The following is a 19,716-nucleotide window of genomic DNA, read 5'->3' on the forward strand; positions in this document are numbered from 1 at the left end:
GGAGCCCGCCGCACCAACTTCCCGGTACGACGGGCCGCCGCTCCTCGCCCGAAGCGGCGGCCCGTCTCGTTGTCCCCCGCGGAGTGCAGAATGAGCCGCATGAGCACATGGAGGACGCCGATCCGGGCGCAAGCGACAACCGAGAACCAGCCGGTGACCACGCTGGAACTCTTCTTCGACCTGGTCTTCGTCTTCGCCCTGACCCAGATCACCGCGCTGATGGCGCACGACCTGACCTGGACCGGCGCGCTCCGCGGCGTACTGCTGATCGGGTTGCTGTGGTGGAGCTGGATCGGGTTCTCCTGGATCTGCAACGTGGTCAAGGCCGACGAGGGTTCGGTGCGCGGCGTCATCCTGCTCGCGATGGCGGCTCTGTTCGTGATCGCGCTGGCGATCCCGGAGGCGTTCGAGGACCTGCCCGGCGGCCTGCCCGGTCCGGTGGTGATCGCCCTCGCGTACTTCGCCTTCCGGGCGCTGCACCTGGTCCTGTTCTGGCTGATCGCCGACGGGGACCCAGTGCTCCGCCGGACGCTGATCCGCTTCGCACCGTCGATGCTGGCCGGGACCACTCTGCTGCTGGTGGCGTCGCAGTTCGACGGCACCACCCAGACATTGCTGTGGGGTCTCGCTCTGGCCGCGGACTACGGCGGCACCTATCTCGTCGACTCCCGCGGCTGGCGGTTCAACTCGGCCACCCACTTCGCCGAACGGCACGGCCTGATCGTCATCATCGCGCTCGGCGAATCCATCGTCGCGATCGGCGTCGGCGTCACCGACCTGCCGATCTCCTGGCCGATCATCGCCGCCTCCATCCTCGGCCTGGCCGTGTCGGCAGCCCTCTGGTGGATCTACTTCGACGCCGCCACCCGGTACGGCGAACACGCGCTCGCGGCCGAACCCGCCGAGACCCGCCCGGGGCTGGCCCGCGACGCCTACACCTTCCTGCACTTCCCGATGGTGGCCGGCATCGTCATCCTCGCCCTCGGCCTGAAGAAGGTCCTCGAGTACGTCGGCGACACCGACCACCACACCCTCTCCGATCCCCTGAAGGGCGTCGGCCACTACGCCCTCTTCGCCGGCGTGATCCTCTACCTGCTCGGCCACGTCGGCTTCAAATGGCGCACCATCCATCAGTTGGGGATCACCCGCCTGATCGCGGCCGCTGTCGGCGTCATCGCCCTTTTCGCCACCACTCCACTACCGGCCCTCGCCCAACTCGCGGTACTGACCGCTCTGCTCGGCATCCTGGTCGGCTACGAATCCGTCCACTACGCCCGCGAACGCGAAGCACTTAAACACGGCCCACACGGCCCACCCGCCTGACAACAGCGAAAGCCCCTGCCACGGCCGGCAGGGGCTTTCGTTTTGCTGGTGGATCAGGCCGTTTCGGCGATCAGGTCTACCTTCGGCTCGGCGAAGTGGCAGGCGGCCGTGTGGCCGCTGCCGGAGCGGGGCTTGATCTCCAGCAGGGGTTCCTGGGTGGCGCAGATGTCCTCAGACTTCCAGCAGCGGGTCCGGAAGCGGCAACCGCTGGGTGGGTCGATCGGGGACGGGACGTCGCCTACCAGGCGGATTCGCTCCTTCGGCGGGACGCCGCGGATGGTGCCGAGGTCGGGGGCGGCCGACAGCAGCGCCTGGGTGTAGGGGTGCTGCGGGGCGCCGTAGATCTGCTCCCGCGGGCCCTGCTCGACGATCTTGCCCAGGTACATCACCGCGACTTCGTCACAGAAGTGCCGGACGACACCGAGGTCGTGCGCGATGAAGACGAAGGCGATGCCGAGGTCGCGGCGCAGATCCTCCATCAGGTTCATCACCTGGGCCTGGATGGACACGTCCAGGGCGGACACCGGCTCGTCGGCGATGATCACCTCGGGCTCGACGGCGAGCGCGCGGGCGATCCCGATCCGCTGGCGCTGACCGCCGGAGAACTCGTTCGGGTAGCGGTTGTGGTGCTCTGGGTTGAGACCGACCCGCTCGAGCAGTTCCTGGACCCGGTCGAGCTCCTTGCCCTTCTTGACCAGGTTGTGCACGCGCAGCGGCGTACTGATGATGTTGCTGACCGTCTGGCGCGGGTTCAGCGAGCTGTACGGGTCCTGGAAGACGATCTGCAGCTGCCGCCGGAACGGGCGCAGGTCCTTCTCCTTCAGCCGGGCGATGTCGGTGCCCTTGAAGAGGATCTGGCCCGCGGTCGGGGTGAGCAGCCGGGTGATCATCCGGCCGGTGGTCGACTTGCCGCAGCCGGACTCGCCGACCAGACCGAGGCTGGCGCCCGGCTTCAGGTCGAAGCTGACGCCGTCGACGGCCTGGACCACCTTCCTGGCCCGGCCGAGACCGGCCACCTCCTTGATCGGGAAGTGCATCTTGAGGTCGCGGACCTGCAGCAGCGGGGTGACCGAGCCGTTGGCCGGAACGTTGTCCTGCACAGGTGTTGTCATGCTCATCTCTCTCCCTCAGCCCAGTCCCTAGCCCAGCCTTGGCGCGACCTCGGCCTCGTAGATCGAGGCCTTGTCGTGCAGGTGGCAACGGGACGTGTGCGCGCCGGCGCCGTCGACCGGCAGCAGCTCGGGCAGGTCGGTGGTGCAGCGTTCGCCCTTCACCCGGTCCTTGTACGGACAGCGCGGGTTGAAGGAGCAGCCGGTGGGCAGGTTCAGCAGACTCGGCGGCAGGCCCTTGATCGGGCGCAGCCGCTCGTTCGCGGCCGAGACTGTCGGGATCGACTCGAGCAGACCCCAGGTGTACGGCATCCGCGGCCGGGCCAGTACGTCCTCGGCGGTGCCGTACTCGACGCAGCGACCGGCGTACATGACCAGTACGTCGTCGGCCATCTCGGCGACCACACCGAGATCGTGGGTGATCAGCACGATCGCGGAGCCGAACTCCTTCTGCAGGTTGTTCAGCAGGTCCAGGATCTGCGCCTGGACGGTCACGTCGAGCGCGGTGGTCGGCTCGTCGGCGATCACCAGCTTCGGGTCGTTCACCAGGCCCATCGCGATCATCGCGCGCTGCCGCATACCGCCGGAGAACTCGTGCGGGTACTGCTTGAACCGGCGCTGCGGGTTCGGGATGCCGACCAGGTCGAGCATCTCCAATGCGCGCTTGCGGGCCACGTCCTTGGACACCTTGTGGTGCACCAGGTACGCCTCGGCGATCTGGTTGCCGACGGTGTAGAGCGGGTGCAGCGAGGACTGCGGGTCCTGGAACACCATCGAGACCGCGTCACCGCGGATCTTCATCAGCTCGTTCTCCGGCAGGCCGACGACCTCGTCGCCGCCGAGCCGGATCGAGCCGGTGATCTGGGTCCGCTTCCGGTCGTGCAGGCCCATCACGGCCATGCTGGAGACCGACTTGCCGGAGCCGGACTCGCCGACGATCGCGAGTGTCCGGCCGAGCGGGACGGAGTAGCTCAGCCCGTTCACCGCGCTGACCAGGCCGTCGGCGGTGGGGAACTTGACGGTCAGGTTCTCGACCTCGAGGTACGGCGTCTCGCCGCTCGGGTTGATCGAGCCCTGCCGGCGTTCCCGGGTCGCGATCGACGGGCCACGCTTGGCGTCGGCGGCCGCCTCGGTACCGGTCATGTCCTGGAGGTCCTTCGGCTCGTTGGCGGGTGTGGTCACGAGAGCCTCACCCGCGGGTCGATCAGGCTGTAGGCGACGTCGACGAGGAAGTTCATCGCGACGAGGATGATCGAGGCGACCAGGACGGTGCCCATGATCACCGGCAGGTCGTAGTTGTTCAGGCTCTCCAGCACGAGGTTGCCCAGACCCGGCAGGTCGAAGATCCGCTCGGTGAAGATAGCGCCGGCCAGGCTGCCGGCGATGTCCAGACCGAAGATCGTGATGACCGGGATCATCCCGGAACGCAGTGCGTGCTTGTAGGTCACCACGCGGTCCGACAGGCCCTTCGCCCGGGCGGTACGGATGTAGTCCTCGCTCAGCGTCTCCACCATCGAGCCGCGCGAGTAGCGGGCGTACTGCGTGCAGTTGTAGATGCCGAGCACCAGCCAGGGGGTCAGCAGCCCGGCGAACCAGGCCCCCGGATTGTCCGTGAGCGGCGTGTAGCCACCACGCGGCAGGATCGGGTACAGGATCGTCAGGTAGAGCGAGATCATCAGCGCGACGATGTAGTACGGCACCGAGCTGAGGATCAGCGTGCTGCTCATCAGCGCGCGGTCGCCCAGTGTGCCCCGTCTCTTCGCAGCCATCGAGCCCACGAAGACACCAATGGTCAGGACCATCACCGCGTAGCCCGCGACAAGCGAGACCGTGACCGGCAACCGATCCTTCAGCATGTCGGTGACCGGCCGGTCGTTCTTGAACGAGAAGCCGAGGCAGGGCGCGTTGCACTCCTGCTTCACGCCGGACGTCTCGAAGGTCCGCCCGGCGAAGATGCCCACCGTGTACTCGGCGAACTGCTGCACCTTGGGCCGGTCGAGGTGCAGATTCTCCTTGATTTCGTTGTATCGCTCTGTTGTGCAGTTGCGATCACCACAGATCGACGCGGCCGGGTCTGTCGGCGCGACGAAGAACAGCGCGAAGGTCACGATCAGCGTGACCAGCACGACGCTGAGCGCGCTGACCAGCCGGCGCGCCACGAAGTAGAGCACGAGGGTTTCTCCTCCACCGATCGGGGTGGTGACCGAACCGAGGTCCGGTCACCACCCCACCATCAGATGATCAGACTGCTAAGTACTGCGGGCAGTCCGGATCAGGGCTGCTTCAGGTACATCGAGGTGAACTCCGGCAGGCCCTGGGTCGGGTCGTTGACGACGTGACCCAGATTCTTGCCGACCGGGTAGTAGCTGGCGGTGTAGTAGAGCGGGATGGCCGGCAGGTAGTCCTTCAGGATCATCTCGTCGACCTTCATCCACTCCTTCAGCTGCTCATCCGGGGTGAGCGCGCCGACGCGGTCGATCTCGGCGTCCAGCTTCTTGTCCTGCAGCATGCCGATGCTGTTGCTCAGCTCGACGGCGTCGGACCGGAACAGAACGGCGTACCAGCTGGTGCCGGACGGCCAGTCGGAGCACCAACCCGACGGGCCCTGGCCGATGTTCACCGGAGCACTCGGGTCGTTGCGCATGGTGCGGATCTTGGCCTTCGGCACACCGATCGCCTTGACCTTGAAGCCGGCGGCGGTCATGACCTGGGTGCGCAGCTGGTTGACCTGGGTGGCGATCTTGTCGTCGTTGGAGTAGTACCAGCTGAGCTCGAAGTTCTCCTTGCCGAGATCCTTCAGCTTCGACTTGATCTCCGACGCGACCGCCGGGTCATCCGCGCCCTTGCCCTTGCCGGTGAGGCCCTCGAGCTCGTACTTCTTGTAGCCGGGAACGGCCGGCGGCAGGATGGTGGACGCCGGGATCGCGCTTTGCGGGCTCAGACCGGCGACCTTGCGCCAGGTGTCGAACGGGTACGCCTGGGCGATCAGCTTCCGGACCTCCATCGGAATCTTCCGGGTGTCCAGGCCCCAGACGTAGGTGCACGGCTGCCCACCCGTGATGATCTGGCTCTTGTCCTTGACCTCGGGGATGAGGCTGGAGTCCAGGTCGGAGTAGTTCAGCGCGTTCGCGTCCGGACCGGAGCTGGCCAGCACCTGGCGCTGCACCTTGAGCGTGTCCTGACCGAACTTGAAGTTCCAGGCGTCCGGGTACTGGTGCCGCACCGGGTCGGTGTTCGGGTCCCAGTTCGGGTTCTTGCTGAGCTTCAGCTCGGTGCCCGGGGTGTACGACGCGACCTGGTACGGACCGGTCGCCATCGGCTTCAGGTCGTACTGCTTCTTGGTGTCCTTCGCCTTCGGGATCGGCGTGAACAACGGGAACGCCGCGTAGAACGGCAGGTCGTCGAACTTCTTCGCCAGGTGGATGATCAGCGTGCTCCCATCCGGCGTCTCGACCCCGGCGTAGTTGTCGCCGCTCGCGTACGGGCCCTTGTACTTCTCGCCGTCCTTGAAGAACTGGGTCTGGTACGTCGGACCGGCGTCGTACAGGTCGTGCGCGAAGGACCGCTTGATGGCGTAGGCGTAGTCCTCGGCCTTGACCGGGGTGCCGTCCATGTACTTGATGCCCTGCTTGAGCTTGAACGTCCAGGTCAGGCCATCGGCGGACTTGGTGCCCAGGTCCTCGGCGAGGTCGGGAACCAGGGTCGGCTTCTGGGTCTTCTCGTCCAGCTTGTACTGCGTCAGCGCGCGGAAGACCAGCTTTTCGATCTGGTTTCCGTCGACGAAGTAAGTGTTCGTCGGGTCAAACGTGTCCGGGGTGACGTCAGACAGGACGGTGACCGTACCGCCCTTCTTCGCACCCTCGACCTCGGGGGCCGGGCCCTTCAGCGTCGGGTCCAGAGCCTTCTCCTGGGCCGTGCCGGCGTCGCCCGTGTTCCCGCTACCGCTGCTGTTGTTCGACGACGGGCTGCCGCAGGCCGCGACGGCCAGCATGACCGTCACCGCAACAGCGGTGATCCGTTTCCACTGCATTGTCGTGTTTCTCCTTTTCTGCCGCTGGGGCAACGCCGGGCTACCGGCGAGTCTTGGGGTCGAAGGCGTCGCGCACGGCGTCACCGAGCAAGGCGAGGGCCAGTACCAGCGCCGTGATGCCCAGCACCGGTAGCCAGAGATAGATCGGATCCGCCTTGAACCAGTTGGTCGCGGTCGCGATCGTCTGACCCCAGGACGGGATCGGCTCGATCAGACCGACGCCGAGGAAGGACAGACCCGCTTCCGCGGTCACGTAAGCCGGCAGCGACAGTGATGCCGAGATCACGATCGGCGCGACCAGGTTGGGCAGCAGTTCCTTGAACAGCACCTGCCTGGTCGGCACTCCGATGGCCTTCGCCGCGAGCACGAACTCGCGCTCACGAAGGGACAGCACCTCGCCCCGGATGATGCGGGCCAGACCGGCCCATCCGAAGAACGAGAGTACGAAGATCAGGACGAAGAATCTCGTCGACGCCTGCTCGTCCGGCGAGAGGTTGAAGGACCCTCCGCGGACGCTCTCGACGATCGGCACCATCGCGATCGCGAACAGCAGGTACGGCAGGCTGAGGACGAAGTCGACGACCCAGGAGATCACCCGGTCGACCCAGCCACCGATGAAGCCGGCCAGCAGACCCATCACGACACCGACGAGGGTGCCGACCGCGGTCGCGACGAAGGCGACGATCAACGACGGACGAGCGCCGTAGACCCAACGGGCGAAGTTGTCCCGCCCGGTCTTCGGCTCGACACCGAACCAGTGCTCGGCGTTCGCCACGAAGGTCGGGAAGCCGTACTCGTCGACGAGCTCCGGGTGGAAGGTGCCGATGTCGGCGCCCTCCAATTTGGCCAGCAGCGGGGCGAAGATCGCGATCAGGATGAAGAACAGCACGACAGCCGCGCACACGACGGCGACTTTGTCCTTGCGGAGCCGGTCCATCGCGATCCGGGTCGGGGATTTGCCGTGCGGGACAGCGGAGTCCCGAACCGGCTCTGCCGACGCCGGGTGGTCCTCGACACCTACGGTCGAGTCGGGCAAACCGATACTCATTCGCGCTCCGTCAGCTCTGTCAGCCAGGTTCATCGGGTCCGGCAACGGTCTGTAGATCGTGCCGAGCTTCGCCTTGTGGGTAACTCCCGTCAAATCCCGTTGACACGGAGGTCCGCCACAGCCGCGCGCTAGCCTGCCTGACACTTCGGGACGGTGCCAGCCGCTTCCGGCGGCAGAGTACAAATCGTTACCGGAACGCATAATTCGGCAGAACATTCGGCGCCAATGCTTACGTTCCGCAGTCATTCATCCACAAATTGCGTCGGCACAGCACCGTCAATGGCCATTTTGTGCCAAATTGTCACTGACCGTGCAGGAAATTGCGCCCTCCGTCGAAGATCACGCTGGGTAATCTCGAGAGCCCGGTCCCAGCTACAGCGCTGCCTCGGCTTGCTCGAGGCGCTCTCGCAGAACCGCCGCTCGTTCGCCGTCGCCGATCCGCACAGCCGCGTTCAAGCCGTTCCTGAGGTATCGGACCGCTTCGGCGGGCTCGCCATTGTCCAGCAGCGCTTCGCCCAGCTCTCCTTCGGATGCGGCCATGTCGTCGCGCTGGCTCAGGCCTTCGTAGATGTCGACACAACGCCGAAGTTTGCTGATGGCCTCCTGAAGCCGGCCCGCGCGGTGATCCAGAACACCGAGCTCGCCGAGGATGAAAGCCAGACGCCACTGCTCGCCAGTGCGGTGGGCCGCGCGCAATGCTTCCTCGAAATGATGCCGTGCGGCTTCCAGGGCGCCCATTGACTCGTAGCTTCGGCCCAGGGCGAGGTTCACGCCACCGATGAGGGCGTCCTCGGCCACGTCCTCGACCAAGTCGAGAGCTTGTTTGCCGTACACCACACTTTCTTCGTAGCGCCCAGTCGCGAACAAAGAGGCAGTGAAGTTCGTCAAGGCCAGCAGCTCCGCACGAGGGACCTGAGCCCGGCGCAGGTGTTCGAGGGCGGACTCGAAGGCTCCGAGCGCTCCATCGGCGTCCCCGACGCCGCCCAGACCGACGCTCAGGTCCTGAAGCAGCAGACCGGCCGCGAACGAATCGCCGATCTCCAGCGCGATGCGCTCGGCCACTCGGTTCAGGCTGATGAGGTCGGCCCAGCATTCGCGGGAGAAGTTGTAAGTGCCCAGACCGATGGCCAATGACAGTGCCGATGCGCGAGTCGCGGCCGACACATGTGTTCCTTGGAACGCGACAGCAAGCATCTGTGGTTTCGCCTCGTCGAGCCACCCGAATGTCCGTTCGCCGGTGGGTTCGGTGAGGTCTGTCTCGTCCTTCCAGTGCTCTACTGCCCAGTCGAGCCTGACTGCGCGGGCGTTGCGGACCGCGACCGATCGCCACGCGACGGACGCGTAGAGGCTCAGCAGCCGGCGGAGTGCGAGTTCACGGTCGTCGCTGTCGAACAGCGCCTCGGCCTGTTCGTTGGCGAAGGCCCACAGCAGGTCATGCAGCCGGTAGACGCCCGGTGAGGTCGTACCCAGCAACTGGGCGTCGACCAGGCGTTCCAGCAACAGCTCGGCATCGAACTCAGGAAGCTCGAGCAGTCGACCCGCTTCCACCACGCGGATCCGTGGACTGTCCGGGATACCCAGCCGAGCGAAGGTCCAGGCCGCTTGTCGATCCTCCGGGTCGTCAGATGCCTGCAACTGCTCCAGTGAGCTCGCGAAGACGGCCCGTACGCCGTTTCGGCGAAGGCCCAGCTGATCAAGACGCCGACGGTGATCAGCGATCCTGTCAGCCAGATGACTGATCGGCCAGGAAGGCCGGGCCGCCAGCCGTGCGCCGGCGACGCGGACCGCCAACGGAAGGTTGCCGCAGGCCCTCAGGATCGCCCCGGCCGCCTCCGGTTCCCGATCGACCCGGGCACCGCCCGCAAGCTGCCGGAGCAGAGTCAACGCCTCTTCGTCGGTGAGTGCGTCGAGTAGCAGGGACCGCGCGGTATCCAGCTGATTGAACTGGGTTCTGCTCGTCACGATGACCGCGCTGCTGCCGGCGCCTGGAAGCAGCTGTTCGACGACCACAGCGTCCTGGGCGTTGTCGAGGACGATCAGAATCCGCCTGTCTGCGACCAGCGATCGATAGAGCGTCGCCGCCTCGGCCGGATCACCCGGCACGTCCCCATCCGCCAGCCCCAAGCTGCGGAGCAGGATCCCCAGCGCCTCTGCAGCGGCCATCGGCGGGGCGGCACCGAACCCCCGGAGATCGAGGAAGAGCTGGCCGTCCGGGAAACGGCCCGCGATCCGGTGGGCCACCTCCACGGCGAGCGCGGTCTTGCCGATCCCGCCCATCCCGGCAATCGCGGAGACCACGACGACCGGCGCTCCAGAGCCGCTTGGCCGATCGGTGAGCAGCGCGGCAAGGTCATCAGCAACCTCGACCCGGCCGACGAACCCGCTCACCGGCGCCGGCAGCTGCCTCGGCCTTGGCCGCCCGGACCGCGGGTCAGCAGGCTCCAGCAATTGGGCATCGCCTTGCAGAATCGCGAGCTCCAGCTCCTGGAGGCGGCGCCCGAGATCCAGGCCGAGATCCTTCGCCGCGCGCTCTTTCGCAGCGCGGATGGCATCCAGAGCGTGAGCCGCCCGCCCGGCCCGATACAGGGCCAGAGCAAGGGAAGCGATCAGCCGCTCCCGTAGGGGATGCTCGGCGATCAGCCCGGTCAGCTCCGCGACCAGCTGCTCGTTCCAGTCGACCAGAAGGTCTGCTTCGATCCTCGACTCCAGGGTCTGCAGCCGCTCCTCTTCGAGGCCGGCACAGAGCCGCTGCCGGATCTCTTCCGATGCCACATCCACCAACGCCGGACCTCGCCAGAGCGCCAACGCTTCTCGAAGGCAGGCTGCGCGTGCGGCAGGGTCCGGCTCCTGTTCCGCGCGCCGTACAGCGTGCTGAAAGCGGTGAACGTCGACGCTCTCGGGGTCGATCTCCAACTGGTAGCCCTGGTCGCGTGCCACCAGACTGGCTCCCCGCGGCAGAGCCTTTCGCACTCGCGACGCATAGACCTGCAGCGTCCGCAGCGGCTGCGGCGGCTGTTCATCGTCCCAGAGCAGAGTTACCAGGCGCTCGGCCGGGACCAGCTGGTTGGCCGACAGCGCGAGCAGAGCGAGCAGCAGGCGTTCTTGGCGTCGGCCTTGCGGCAGAACTTTGCCATCTTCGACCACTTCGACCGGGCCAAGCAGACGGAACTCCACACCGCAGCGTAGCTCGATGGTAGGCGCTGGGTAACACGGTTCCCACATGCTGCAACGGCGCTGGGTCTGCCTTCTGGGGCCGGGGGGCCTCCTGGGCCGGCCCAGTGCGTCCGAGCCGGGGGTGAGGAGACTGCCGGCGTCAGGAGTGAGGACGCGGTTGATGGAAAGACAGTGGGGACTGGCGGCAGCCGGGCTGGGCTTGGTGGCGAGCCTGCTCTCCATGCCCGGGCAGGGTCAGCAGCCCGGGCGCGGGTGGTGTGGGAGCTCGCTGGCGCCGCAGGCGCACTGTCGCGGTACTGCGGCGCCGCGGGTGCGGACCGAGCCCCGGGTCAGGTGGACCGTCGCCAGGGCTCGCCGCCGGACAAGAGGTACTCAGCTCTCCCGGACGTGGACCGTCACGAACGGGGGTTTGACCACGTCGAACAGCTCCTGCCGGCCCCGGATGTCGACCGTCACCTGGTCGCCTTCCTTGACCGTCGCGTCGAGCAGGGCCAGGGCGATCCCCTTCTTCAGGGTCGGGGAGAACGTGCCGGAGGTGACCTCACCCAGCGCCGTACCGGCCGCATCCGCAACAGTCATGTGAGGCCGCGGGATACCCCGGCCGACCGCACGCAGGCCGCGCAGGATCCGGGCCGGGCCGGCCTCCTTCTCGGCGCGCAGGGCCTGGTCGCCCCAGAACTGCTCCTTCTTCCAGCCCACGGCCCAACCGGACCGGGCCTGCACCGGCGTGATGTCCAGCGAAATGTCCTGGCCGTGCAGCGGGTATCCCATCTCGGTCCGCAGAGTGTCCCGCGCGCCCAGACCGGCCGGGGCGATCCCGAACTGCTCCCCCGCCGCCAGGATCGCGTCGAACACGGCGACCGCCGCGGAGTTCGGCACGACCAGCTCGTAGCCCCGCTCGCCGGTGTACCCGGTCCGGCACACCACCACCGGCGTACCGGCGAAGTCGGCCACCGCGAACGCCATGTAGTCGTGTCCGGTCGGCAGACCGATCGCGGCGACCACGTCATCGCTGTGGGTCCCCTGCACGGCCAGGATCGCGTAGTCGTCGTGCCGGTTGACCACCTCGACGCCCTCGGGCGCGGACTCCTGCAGCCGGCGGACCACCTCTGCGGTGTTCGCCGCGTTCGGGATCAGGAACACGTCGTCGTCGGCGTGCAGGTAGGCGATCAGGTCGTCCACCACGCCACCGGTGTCGGCACAGCACAATGTGTACTGCGCTTGCCCGGGTCCGATCTTGCCGAGGTCGTTCGTCAGGCAGGAGTTCACGTACGCCGCCGCGCCCGGCCCCTTGACGGTCGCCTTGCCCAGGTGGCTCACGTCGAACACCCCGACGGAGGTCCGGACCGCGGTGTGCTCGGCCACGACACCGCCGTACTCCAGCGGCATCTCCCAGCCGCCGAACTCGGCGAACTTGGCTCCCAGGGCGACGTGCCGCTCGTGCAGCGGTGACTTCTTCAAGCTGGTCATGAATCGGAACCTACCTGAACGGGCACTGGTGCCCGGTGTGGCACGCATCTCCCCGCGCCTGACGCGTAGCATGCGGAGGCAGCATTCACGTACCGTCACGACCGGGCACCTGCCAACCGGTCAAGGAGAACTGAGGAATTCGTGAGCACCATCACCCTGAGCAAGTCCGATGCCGCGGGCGTCAAGACCGACGTCGTCGTCATCGGCGTGGTCAAGCTCGACGGCGGCGTCACCCTGCCCGCCGGCACCGAGTCGCTGAATGCCGCGTACGACGGCCGGCTGGTGGAGGTGCTGTCGGGGCTCGGAGCCACCGGCAAGTCCGGTGAGGTCACCAAGGTGCCCGGCCCGAAGCCCGGCAAGTCGGCGACGCTGATCGCGGTCGGCCTCGGCGCCGCCCCGGACGGCGCGCTGAAGACCGAGGACCTGCGGACCGCGGCCGGCGTGGGCGTGCGTGCTGCCAAGACCACCCAGTCCGTCGCGTTCGCGCTGCCGACCCCGGACGCCGACTGCGTCCGCGCGATCGCCGAGGGCGCGCTGATCGGCCGGTACTCGTTCACGGCGTACAAGTCCGAGGCGACCAGCGAGGCGCCGGGCAACCTGACGGTGCTCACCGACCTGGCCCGGAACAAGGACGCCAAGGCCGCCCTGGAGCGGGCCGAGATCGTCGCCGACGCCGTCCACCAGGTGCGCGACTGGGTGAACATGCCCCCGTCCGACCTGCACCCCGCGGAGTTCGCCGGGCACGCGCAGAAGCTGGCCAAGGAGTACGGCGTCAAGGTCGAGGTGCTGGACGAGAAGGCGCTGGCCAAGGGCGGCTTCGGCGGCATCCTCGGCGTCGGCCAGGGGTCCGACAACCCGCCGCGGCTGATCCGGCTCAGCTACACCCCGAAGAAGCCGGTCACCCACCTCGCCTTCGTCGGCAAGGGCATCACCTTCGACTCCGGCGGCCTGTCGCTGAAGACCGCCAGCGGGATGATCAGCATGAAGGCGGACATGGCCGGCGCCGCCGCGGTGGTCGGCGCCACCCTCGCGATCGCCCGGCTCGGCCTGCCGGTCCAGGTGACCACCTACGCCGCGATGGCGGAGAACATGCCGTCCGGTTCGGCGGCCCGCCCGTCCGACGTACTGACCATGTACGGCGGGAAGACGGTCGAGGTGCTCAACACCGACGCCGAGGGCCGGCTCGTCCTCGGCGACGCGCTGGTCCGGGCGTCCGAGGACCAGCCCGACCTGATCGTCGACGTGGCCACCCTGACCGGCGCCTGCGTCGTTGCCCTCGGCACCAAGGTGGCCGGCGCGTTCGGCAACACCGACAACGCCCGGGACCGGGTCGTCGACGCCGCGCTCGCGGCCGGTGAGGCGATGTGGCCGCTGCCGATCCCGGCCGAGATGCTGGACAAGCTGCGCTCGCACTCGAAGGTCGCGGACCTGGCCAACATCACCGGCGAGCCCTGGGGCGGTGCGCTCGCGGCAGCCGCGTTCCTCGGCGACTTCGTTGCTGACGGCATCGACTGGGTGCACCTCGACGTGGCCGGCCCGGCCTTCAACGACGGCGGCCCATCCGGCTACACCCCCACGGGCGGCACCGGCTACAGCGTCCGCACCCTGGTGGAACTCGCCGCCTCCGCCTCCTGACGGCAGGCCCTCACCGGGGTCCACGCCGCTAGGCGAGGCCGTTCTTCTTCATGCGGGCGTTGTACTCGCGCATGCGGGGCGGGTAGCCGACCACCGCCGCGTCGTACGACGGGACGCCGAGCTTGTTCGCGAAGTTGTGCGCCCACTCGACCGACGGGACCCGGCGTCGGGTCCACTCGCCGTCGATGGCGACCAGGAGCAGCGTGTAGTCCGTCACCGCCGTCCGCGGCTCGACGAATCCCTCGACACCCTGCCGAGTCTGAGCGAACTCCCGCAGGTGCGCCTGGTCGGGCGTATCCGACCTCCGCATCGTGCCCGGCTTCTGCCGGCGACCGAACCACTTCATGAGGTAAGTGTCCCTTATCACTGCAAGTTCTCCAGCAACCCGGACGCGACGGATCGCGGGTGCGGTGACAAGATGACGCCCGGGCCGGTGTTCCGCGACCCGGGCGCCGCCCGCCGACCTGAAGCCCACGGAGGAACCTGTGACGAACACGGCAGCCAGTACTCAGACCTACGACTTGGTGATCCTCGGCGGTGGCAGCGGTGGGTACGCCGCCGCGCTGCGCGCCGCGGTACTGGGTCTGTCCGTCGCCCTGGTCGAGAAGGACAAGCTGGGCGGTACCTGTCTGCACCGCGGCTGCATCCCCACCAAGGCGCTGCTGCACGCGGCCGAGGTGGCCGACTCGGCGCGCGAGGGTGAGCAGTTCGGGGTCCGGACCACGCTCGAGGGCGTCGACATGGGCGGTGTGAACAAGTACAAGGACGGCGTCGTCGACCGCCTCTACAAGGGGCTGCAGGGACAGATCAAGTCCCGCGGCATCACCGTGATCGAGGGCGAAGGCCGGCTCACCTCCCCGACGACGGTCGAGGTCGCCGGTACGACGTACACGGGTAAGAACGTCATCCTCGCGTCCGGTTCGTACTCGAAGTCGCTGCCGGGGCTGGAGCTCGACGGACAGCGGATCATCGCGAGCGAGCAAGCCCTGACGCTGGACCGGGTGCCGGAGTCCGCGGTCGTGCTCGGCGGTGGCGTCATCGGGGTGGAGTTCGCCAGTGCGTGGACCTCGTTCGGGACCAAGGTGACGATCGTCGAGGCGCTCCCCCGGCTCGTGCCTTCCGAGGACGAGGACTGCGGCAAGACCCTCGAGCGGGCCTTCCGGAAGCGGAAGATCGCGTTCCGCACCGGTACGCCGTTCGAGTCGGTCGAGGTCGGCGAGAACGGGGTCAAGGTCACCGTCGCGGGTGGTGACGTGATCGAGGCCGAGGTGCTCCTGGTCGCCGTCGGCCGAGGCCCCAACACCAGCGGACTGGGGTACGAGGAGGCCGGCGTCGCGCTCGACCGGGGCTTCGTGACCGTCGACGAGAACCTGCGGACCAGCGTGCCCGGCGTCTACGCGGTCGGCGACATCGTGCCCGGGCTGCAGCTCGCGCACCGCGGTTTCCAGCAGGGCATCTTCGTCGCCGAGCACATCGCCGGGCTCAACCCGACCCCGATCGACGAAGACGGCATCCCGCGGGTCACGTATTCCGAACCCGAGGTGGCCTCCGTCGGCCTGACCGAGGAGCAGGCTCGCGCCAAGTACGGCGAGGTGGAGATCCTCAACTACAACCTCGGCGGCAACGGCAAGAGCCAGATCCTCAAGACCCAGGGATTCGTCAAGCTGGTCCGGGCCAAGGACGGCGCCGTGGTCGGCCTGCACATGGTCGGTTCCCGGGTCGGCGAGCTGATCGGCGAGGCGCAGCTGATCTACAACTGGGAGGCGTTCCCGGCCGACGTCGCGCCGCTGGTGCACGCGCATCCGACCCAGAACGAGGCCCTCGGCGAGGCGCATCTGGCGCTGGCCGGAAAACCCCTGCACTTCCACGAGTAAGTTTGAGGCTGCCGGGATGGGCGGGTCCGCCGCTCGCTCTGGCGGCACCGTAGGCTGACCCGAGACCGATCAGACGAAGGAGCAACGACCGTCATGCCGACCTCTGTATCCCTGCCGGCCCTCGGGGAGAGCGTCACCGAAGGAACCGTCACCCGCTGGCTCAAGCAGGTCGGCGACACGGTTGCCGTCGACGAGCCCCTGCTGGAGGTCTCGACCGACAAGGTCGACACCGAGATCCCGTCCCCGGTAGCCGGCACCCTCCTGGAGATCAAGGCCGCAGAGGACGAGACCGTCGAGGTCGGCGCCGAACTGGCCGTCATCGGCGACGCCGGCGAAAGCACCGGCGGCTCCTCCGCCCCCGCAGAGACCGCCGAGGCTGCTCCCGCCGAAGCTGCTCCCGCGGAGCAGGCCCCAGCCGAGGCCGCCCCTGCTGAGCAAGCGCCGGCCGCCGAGGCGCAGGCCGCGCCCGCCGCGGAGCAGGCGCCCGCCAAAGGTGCCCCTGCCCCGCAGTCCTCCCCCGCGGAACAGGCCCCGGCCGCCTCGGCCGGCGAATCCGGCTCGGCCGGCGGCACTTCCGGTACGCCGGTGACGCTGCCCGCGTTGGGCGAGAGCGTCACCGAGGGCACAGTCACCCGCTGGCTGAAGCAGGTCGGCGACGACGTAGCGGTAGACGAGCCGCTCCTCGAGGTCTCCACAGACAAGGTCGACACCGAGATCCCGTCCCCCGTCGCCGGCAAACTCCTCGAGATCAAGGTCGCCGAAGACGAGACCGTCGAGGTCGGCGCCGAACTCGCCATCGTAGGCTCCGGCGCCGCCGCACCGGCTCCCGCGGCGGCTCCTGCCGCACCCGCTCCGGCTGCTGCCGCTCCGGCACCGGCCGCTGCTCCGGCCCCAGCCGCCGCCCCGGCCCCAGCTGCTGCTCCGGCTCCGTCCGCTGCTCCGGCTCCCGCCGCGGCCCCCACGCCGCAGGCCGCTCCGGCCCAGCCCGCCGCGCAGGCCCCGGCCGCTGCCCCCGCCGCGCCCCCGGCTCCCGCTGCCCCGGCGACCTCGCCGAACGGCTCCTCCTCCGACGGCCCGAACTACGTGACCCCCCTGGTCCGCAAGCTCGCCGCCGAGCACCAGGTCGACCTCGCCGCCGTACAAGGCACCGGCGTCGGCGGCCGCATCCGCAAGCAGGACGTCATCGCCGCCGCCGAAGCCAGGAAGGCTGCCGCTGCCTCCGCCCCAGCCGCCCCGGCCGCCGCCGCGACCGCCCCCGCCACGTCGGCCCCGGTGATCAGCCCCCTGCGCGGTACCACCGAGAAGATGAGCCGGATCCGCAAGGCGATCGCGAACCACATGGTCAACTCGCTGAAGGTCTCGGCGCAGCTGACCACGGTCGTCGAGGTCGACATCACCGAGGTGGCCAAGCTGCGGACCGCGAAGAAGGCCGAGTTCGAGGCGCGCGAGGGCGTCAAGCTGTCGTTCCTGCCGTTCTTCGCACTCGCCGCGGTCGACGCGCTGAAGCAGTACCCGAAGCTGAACGCCTCGATCGACGACGAGAAGGGCGAGGTGACGTACCACGCCGCCGAGCACCTGGGCATCGCGGTCGACGCCGAGAAGGGCCTGATGGTCCCGGTCGTGCACAACGCCGGCGACCTGAACATCGCCGGCCTGGCGAAGAAGATCGCCGACCTCGCCGACCGCACCCGCAACAACAAGGTGCTGCCCGATGAGATGGCCGGCGGCACCTTCACCATCACCAACACCGGCAGCCGCGGCGCCCTGTTCGACACCCCGATCCTGAACCAGCCTCAGGTCGGCATGCTCGGCACCGGCGCGGTCGTCAAGCGTCCGGTCGTGATCACCCACCCCGAACTCGGTGAGACGATCGCGATCCGGCAGATGGTCTACCTGGCCCTCACCTACGACCACCGCCTGGTCGACGGCGCCGACGCGGCCCGCTACCTGACCGCCGTCAAGCAGCGCCTCGAAGAAGCCCAGTTCGACGTCTGATCCACCTCGCTCAACTCAACACCCGCTCCACCCGATCCGCCGAGGACCTCATTCTCGGCGGATCGGTGCTTGACCCCACCCGTTGCCCCCGGCCACCACCATCGGCGTACCGGGCACACTGATCCGCGGAGGACCTGACGATGAAGTACGTGCTCGGTGGTTCGTCCGGATTCCTCGGTCGCGCACTCGCCCGTGATCTGATCGCCGACGGCCACGAGGTCATCCGGCTGGTCCGCCGCGAACCCGAGCAGCCCGGCGAAATCCGCTGGGACCCGGCGACCGGCACCCTCGATCTAGCCGCACTCGGCGACCCCGACGTACTCGTCAACCTGGCCGGCGCGAATGTGGGCCGCCCCTGGACCCCGACGTACCGGAACAAGATCCGCGAGAGCCGCGTCAGTACGACGGCCACGCTCGCTGAGGCCGCCGCCCAACTCGAGCGCCCACCGGTGTTCATCACGCAGAGCGGCGTCGGCGGCTACGGCAAGGACTGCGGCGACCGCGTCCTCACCGAGGACTCCGACCTCGGCGACGGTTTCCTCGCCGACGTCGTCCGCCTGTGGGAAGGCGCCGCCGACCCAGCCCGCCATGCAGGCTGCCGAGTCGCCACCCTCCGCACCGGCGTGGTCCTGGATCGATCAGCTCCCGCGTTCCAGCTCCTCTCCCTCCCGTTCCGCCTCGGCGTCGGCGGCCGCCTCGGCCCCGGCACGCAGTACTTCCCGGTCGTCTCCCTCACCGACTGGCTCCGCGTCGTCCGCTACGTCGCCGAACACGACACCGTCGCCGGCCCCGTCAACGTCGCCCTCCCCACCCCAATCACGAACCGCGACTTCACCAAGGCCCTCGCTGCGGCCCTGCACCGCCCGGCCCTCGTCCCCATCCCGTCCTTCGTCCTGAAGACCGTGCTGGGCGAGTTCGCGTGGGAACTCATCGGCAGCAACCGAGCCCTGCCCCAAAAGCTCCAATCCGACGGCTTCACCTTCACCCACCCCACCGCCCCCGAAGCCCTGGCCGCAGCCCTCAGTCGGCCTTGATCCTCTTCATGGTCAAGTGCGACTCCGTCCGCAGCACACCAGGCAGCCCGATGAGCTTCCCGCTGACGAAGTCCTCGTACGTCGCGGCGTCGGCGACCGCGACCCGAACGAAGTAGTCGGGACGACCGAACATCCGGCGGAACTCAATGACCTCGTCATAGCCGGCCACAGTGGTCTCGAACTCCTGCACGGTCTTCAGGTCGGTCGCCGAGATCTCCACATCGATCAGAACCTCCAGCCCGCGGCCGATCGCGGCGGGGTCGATGACACCGCCGTCATCTACGCCGGCTCGTTCGAATTCCTGCACGTCGGCCTGGTCACTGCGGTCGCCCCGGTCGCGGCGATCGCGATGACCGCGTTCCTGGTCAACGTCCGGCACGTCTTCTACGGACTGTCTTTCCCCTGCACCGTGTGCGTGGCCGCCCAGCCAGGACCTACAGCGTCTTCGCCCTCACCGACGAGGCGTATGCCCTGACCACGACCGACCAAGCCAACTCCTGGTCAGGCCGCCGCATCCTGTACCTCCAGGCCTTCGTGCACCTGTACTGGGTGGGCGGCGCCACCACCGGCGCCCTCCTCGGCGGACTGATCCCCGACACCGTCACCGGCCTCGACTTCGCCCTGACCGCCCTCTTCGCCACCGGCCTACTAGCCCGCCACCTACTCGCAAGCCGAAAGGCCAGTCGTGCCTGACACGCGCTATCTGCTCGCCGCAGTCCTCGCCTCCGCCGCCGTCACCTGGGCGCTGCGCGCCGCACCCTTCGTCGCCTTGGCCAGGTTGCGAGCCAGCAACACCGTCGACTACCTCAGCACCCGCATGCCGGCCGGCGTCATGGTGATCCTCTTCGCGTACTGCCTACGCGACCTGCCACTGACCACCCCCGCACACCTACTCCCCCCGCTGCTCGCCCTGGCAGTCACCATCGGCCTACACCTGTGGCGCCGCAGCGCCCTCCTCGGCATCCTCGCCGGCACCAGCGTCCACGTAGTCCTCGCCAGCACCCTCTTCGCCCACTGACCACCG

17 protein-coding genes are annotated in these 19,716 nt (G+C 68.3%); 8 read left to right on the forward strand and 9 right to left on the reverse strand.

From position 1 onward, the window contains the following. The first annotated feature begins 99 nt into the window (after nt 1–99). Entirely contained in the window at nt 100–1,323 is a 1,224-nt protein-coding gene (locus EV643_RS31435; RefSeq protein ID WP_133803805.1) for a low temperature requirement protein A, read from the forward strand. Between the two features lie 53 nt (nt 1,324–1,376). On the opposite strand, the gene EV643_RS31440 is transcribed toward EV643_RS31435, so the two are convergent. From EV643_RS31440 to gcvT, 7 genes are all read right to left on the reverse strand, one after another. Further along, nucleotides 1,377–2,435, reverse strand: a complete 1,059-nt coding sequence (locus tag EV643_RS31440) for an ABC transporter ATP-binding protein (protein WP_133803806.1) — start codon at nt 2,433–2,435, stop codon at nt 1,377–1,379. A gap of 27 nt (nt 2,436–2,462) precedes the next feature. Next, nucleotides 2,463–3,614 (reverse strand): ABC transporter ATP-binding protein, encoded by a 1,152-nt coding sequence (locus EV643_RS31445; RefSeq protein WP_370452408.1) that lies wholly within the window; start codon nt 3,612–3,614, stop codon nt 2,463–2,465. Continuing rightward, nucleotides 3,611–4,603 carry an ABC transporter permease gene (locus EV643_RS31450; protein WP_133803807.1) on the reverse strand — a complete coding sequence of 331 codons (993 nt, stop codon included), beginning with the start codon at nt 4,601–4,603 and terminating at the stop codon, nt 3,611–3,613. Before EV643_RS31450 ends, EV643_RS31445 begins: the two co-directional genes overlap by 4 nt. A gap of 101 nt (nt 4,604–4,704) precedes the next feature. After that, nucleotides 4,705–6,462: an ABC transporter substrate-binding protein gene (locus EV643_RS31455; protein ID WP_133803808.1), complete on the reverse strand. Its 1,758-nt coding sequence runs from the start codon at nt 6,460–6,462 to the stop codon at nt 4,705–4,707. 40 nt (nt 6,463–6,502) lie between these two features. Then, nucleotides 6,503–7,510: an ABC transporter permease gene (locus tag EV643_RS31460; protein ID WP_133803809.1), complete on the reverse strand. Its 1,008-nt coding sequence runs from the start codon at nt 7,508–7,510 to the stop codon at nt 6,503–6,505. Nucleotides 7,511–7,882: 372 nt separating this feature from the next. Continuing rightward, nucleotides 7,883–10,906 (reverse strand): AfsR/SARP family transcriptional regulator, encoded by a 3,024-nt coding sequence (locus EV643_RS31465; protein ID WP_133803810.1) that lies wholly within the window; start codon nt 10,904–10,906, stop codon nt 7,883–7,885. A gap of 150 nt (nt 10,907–11,056) precedes the next feature. After that, on the reverse strand, nt 11,057–12,154 hold the full coding sequence (gcvT, locus tag EV643_RS31470; protein ID WP_133803811.1) for a glycine cleavage system aminomethyltransferase GcvT: 1,098 nt from the start codon (nt 12,152–12,154) through the stop codon (nt 11,057–11,059). A 141-nt stretch (nt 12,155–12,295) separates the two neighbouring features. Here gcvT and EV643_RS31475 point away from each other — a divergent pair, with 141 nt between their 5' ends. Further along, nucleotides 12,296–13,789: a leucyl aminopeptidase gene (locus EV643_RS31475; protein WP_133803812.1), complete on the forward strand. Its 1,494-nt coding sequence runs from the start codon at nt 12,296–12,298 to the stop codon at nt 13,787–13,789. A 28-nt stretch (nt 13,790–13,817) separates the two neighbouring features. Here the strand turns inward: EV643_RS31475 and EV643_RS31480 are convergent, their stop codons facing one another. After that, on the reverse strand, nt 13,818–14,135 hold the full coding sequence (locus EV643_RS31480; protein ID WP_133803813.1) for a hypothetical protein: 318 nt from the start codon (nt 14,133–14,135) through the stop codon (nt 13,818–13,820). A gap of 139 nt (nt 14,136–14,274) precedes the next feature. Between EV643_RS31480 and lpdA the strand changes: the two genes are divergently transcribed. The 3 genes from lpdA to EV643_RS31495 all read left to right on the forward strand — a co-directional run bounded on the left by lpdA (nt 14,275) and on the right by EV643_RS31495 (nt 18,692). Then, on the forward strand, nt 14,275–15,663 hold the full coding sequence (gene lpdA / locus EV643_RS31485; RefSeq protein ID WP_133803814.1) for a dihydrolipoyl dehydrogenase: 1,389 nt from the start codon (nt 14,275–14,277) through the stop codon (nt 15,661–15,663). Nucleotides 15,664–15,756: 93 nt separating this feature from the next. After that, the gene (sucB, locus tag EV643_RS31490) at nt 15,757–17,658 is read left to right on the forward strand and encodes a 2-oxoglutarate dehydrogenase, E2 component, dihydrolipoamide succinyltransferase (RefSeq protein WP_133803815.1); all 1,902 of its coding nucleotides are present in this window, start codon (nt 15,757–15,759) and stop codon (nt 17,656–17,658) included. Nucleotides 17,659–17,798: 140 nt separating this feature from the next. After that, entirely contained in the window at nt 17,799–18,692 is an 894-nt protein-coding gene (locus tag EV643_RS31495; protein WP_133803816.1) for a TIGR01777 family oxidoreductase, read from the forward strand. Here EV643_RS31495 and EV643_RS31500 read toward each other — a convergent pair. Next, nucleotides 18,679–19,071, reverse strand: a complete 393-nt coding sequence (locus EV643_RS31500) for an Lrp/AsnC family transcriptional regulator (protein WP_202869842.1) — start codon at nt 19,069–19,071, stop codon at nt 18,679–18,681. The genes EV643_RS31495 and EV643_RS31500 overlap by 14 nt on opposite strands. On the opposite strand from EV643_RS31500, the gene EV643_RS47030 reads away from it, so the two are divergent. The 3 genes from EV643_RS47030 to EV643_RS31510 are packed head-to-tail and all read left to right on the forward strand — an operon-like array spanning nt 19,006 to nt 19,710. Beyond that, a complete protein-coding gene (locus tag EV643_RS47030) occupies nt 19,006–19,167 on the forward strand; it encodes an ABC transporter permease family protein (protein ID WP_370452410.1) in 162 nt (53 codons plus the stop codon). The two genes, EV643_RS31500 and EV643_RS47030, sit on opposite strands and share 66 nt — an antisense overlap. Beyond that, complete coding sequence (locus EV643_RS31505; RefSeq protein WP_166665645.1) at nt 19,104–19,385, forward strand: AzlC family ABC transporter permease; 282 nt, start codon at nt 19,104–19,106, stop codon at nt 19,383–19,385. The genes EV643_RS47030 and EV643_RS31505 overlap by 64 nt, the downstream gene beginning before the upstream one ends. Further along, a complete protein-coding gene (locus EV643_RS31510) occupies nt 19,378–19,710 on the forward strand; it encodes a branched-chain amino acid transporter permease (RefSeq protein ID WP_133803819.1) in 333 nt (110 codons plus the stop codon). Before EV643_RS31505 ends, EV643_RS31510 begins: the two co-directional genes overlap by 8 nt. Nucleotides 19,711–19,716: the final 6 nt, after the last annotated feature.

It is taken from the genome of Kribbella caucasensis, from assembly GCF_004361855.1.
GTDB classification, from domain to species: Bacteria; Actinomycetota; Actinomycetes; order Propionibacteriales; family Kribbellaceae; genus Kribbella; species Kribbella caucasensis.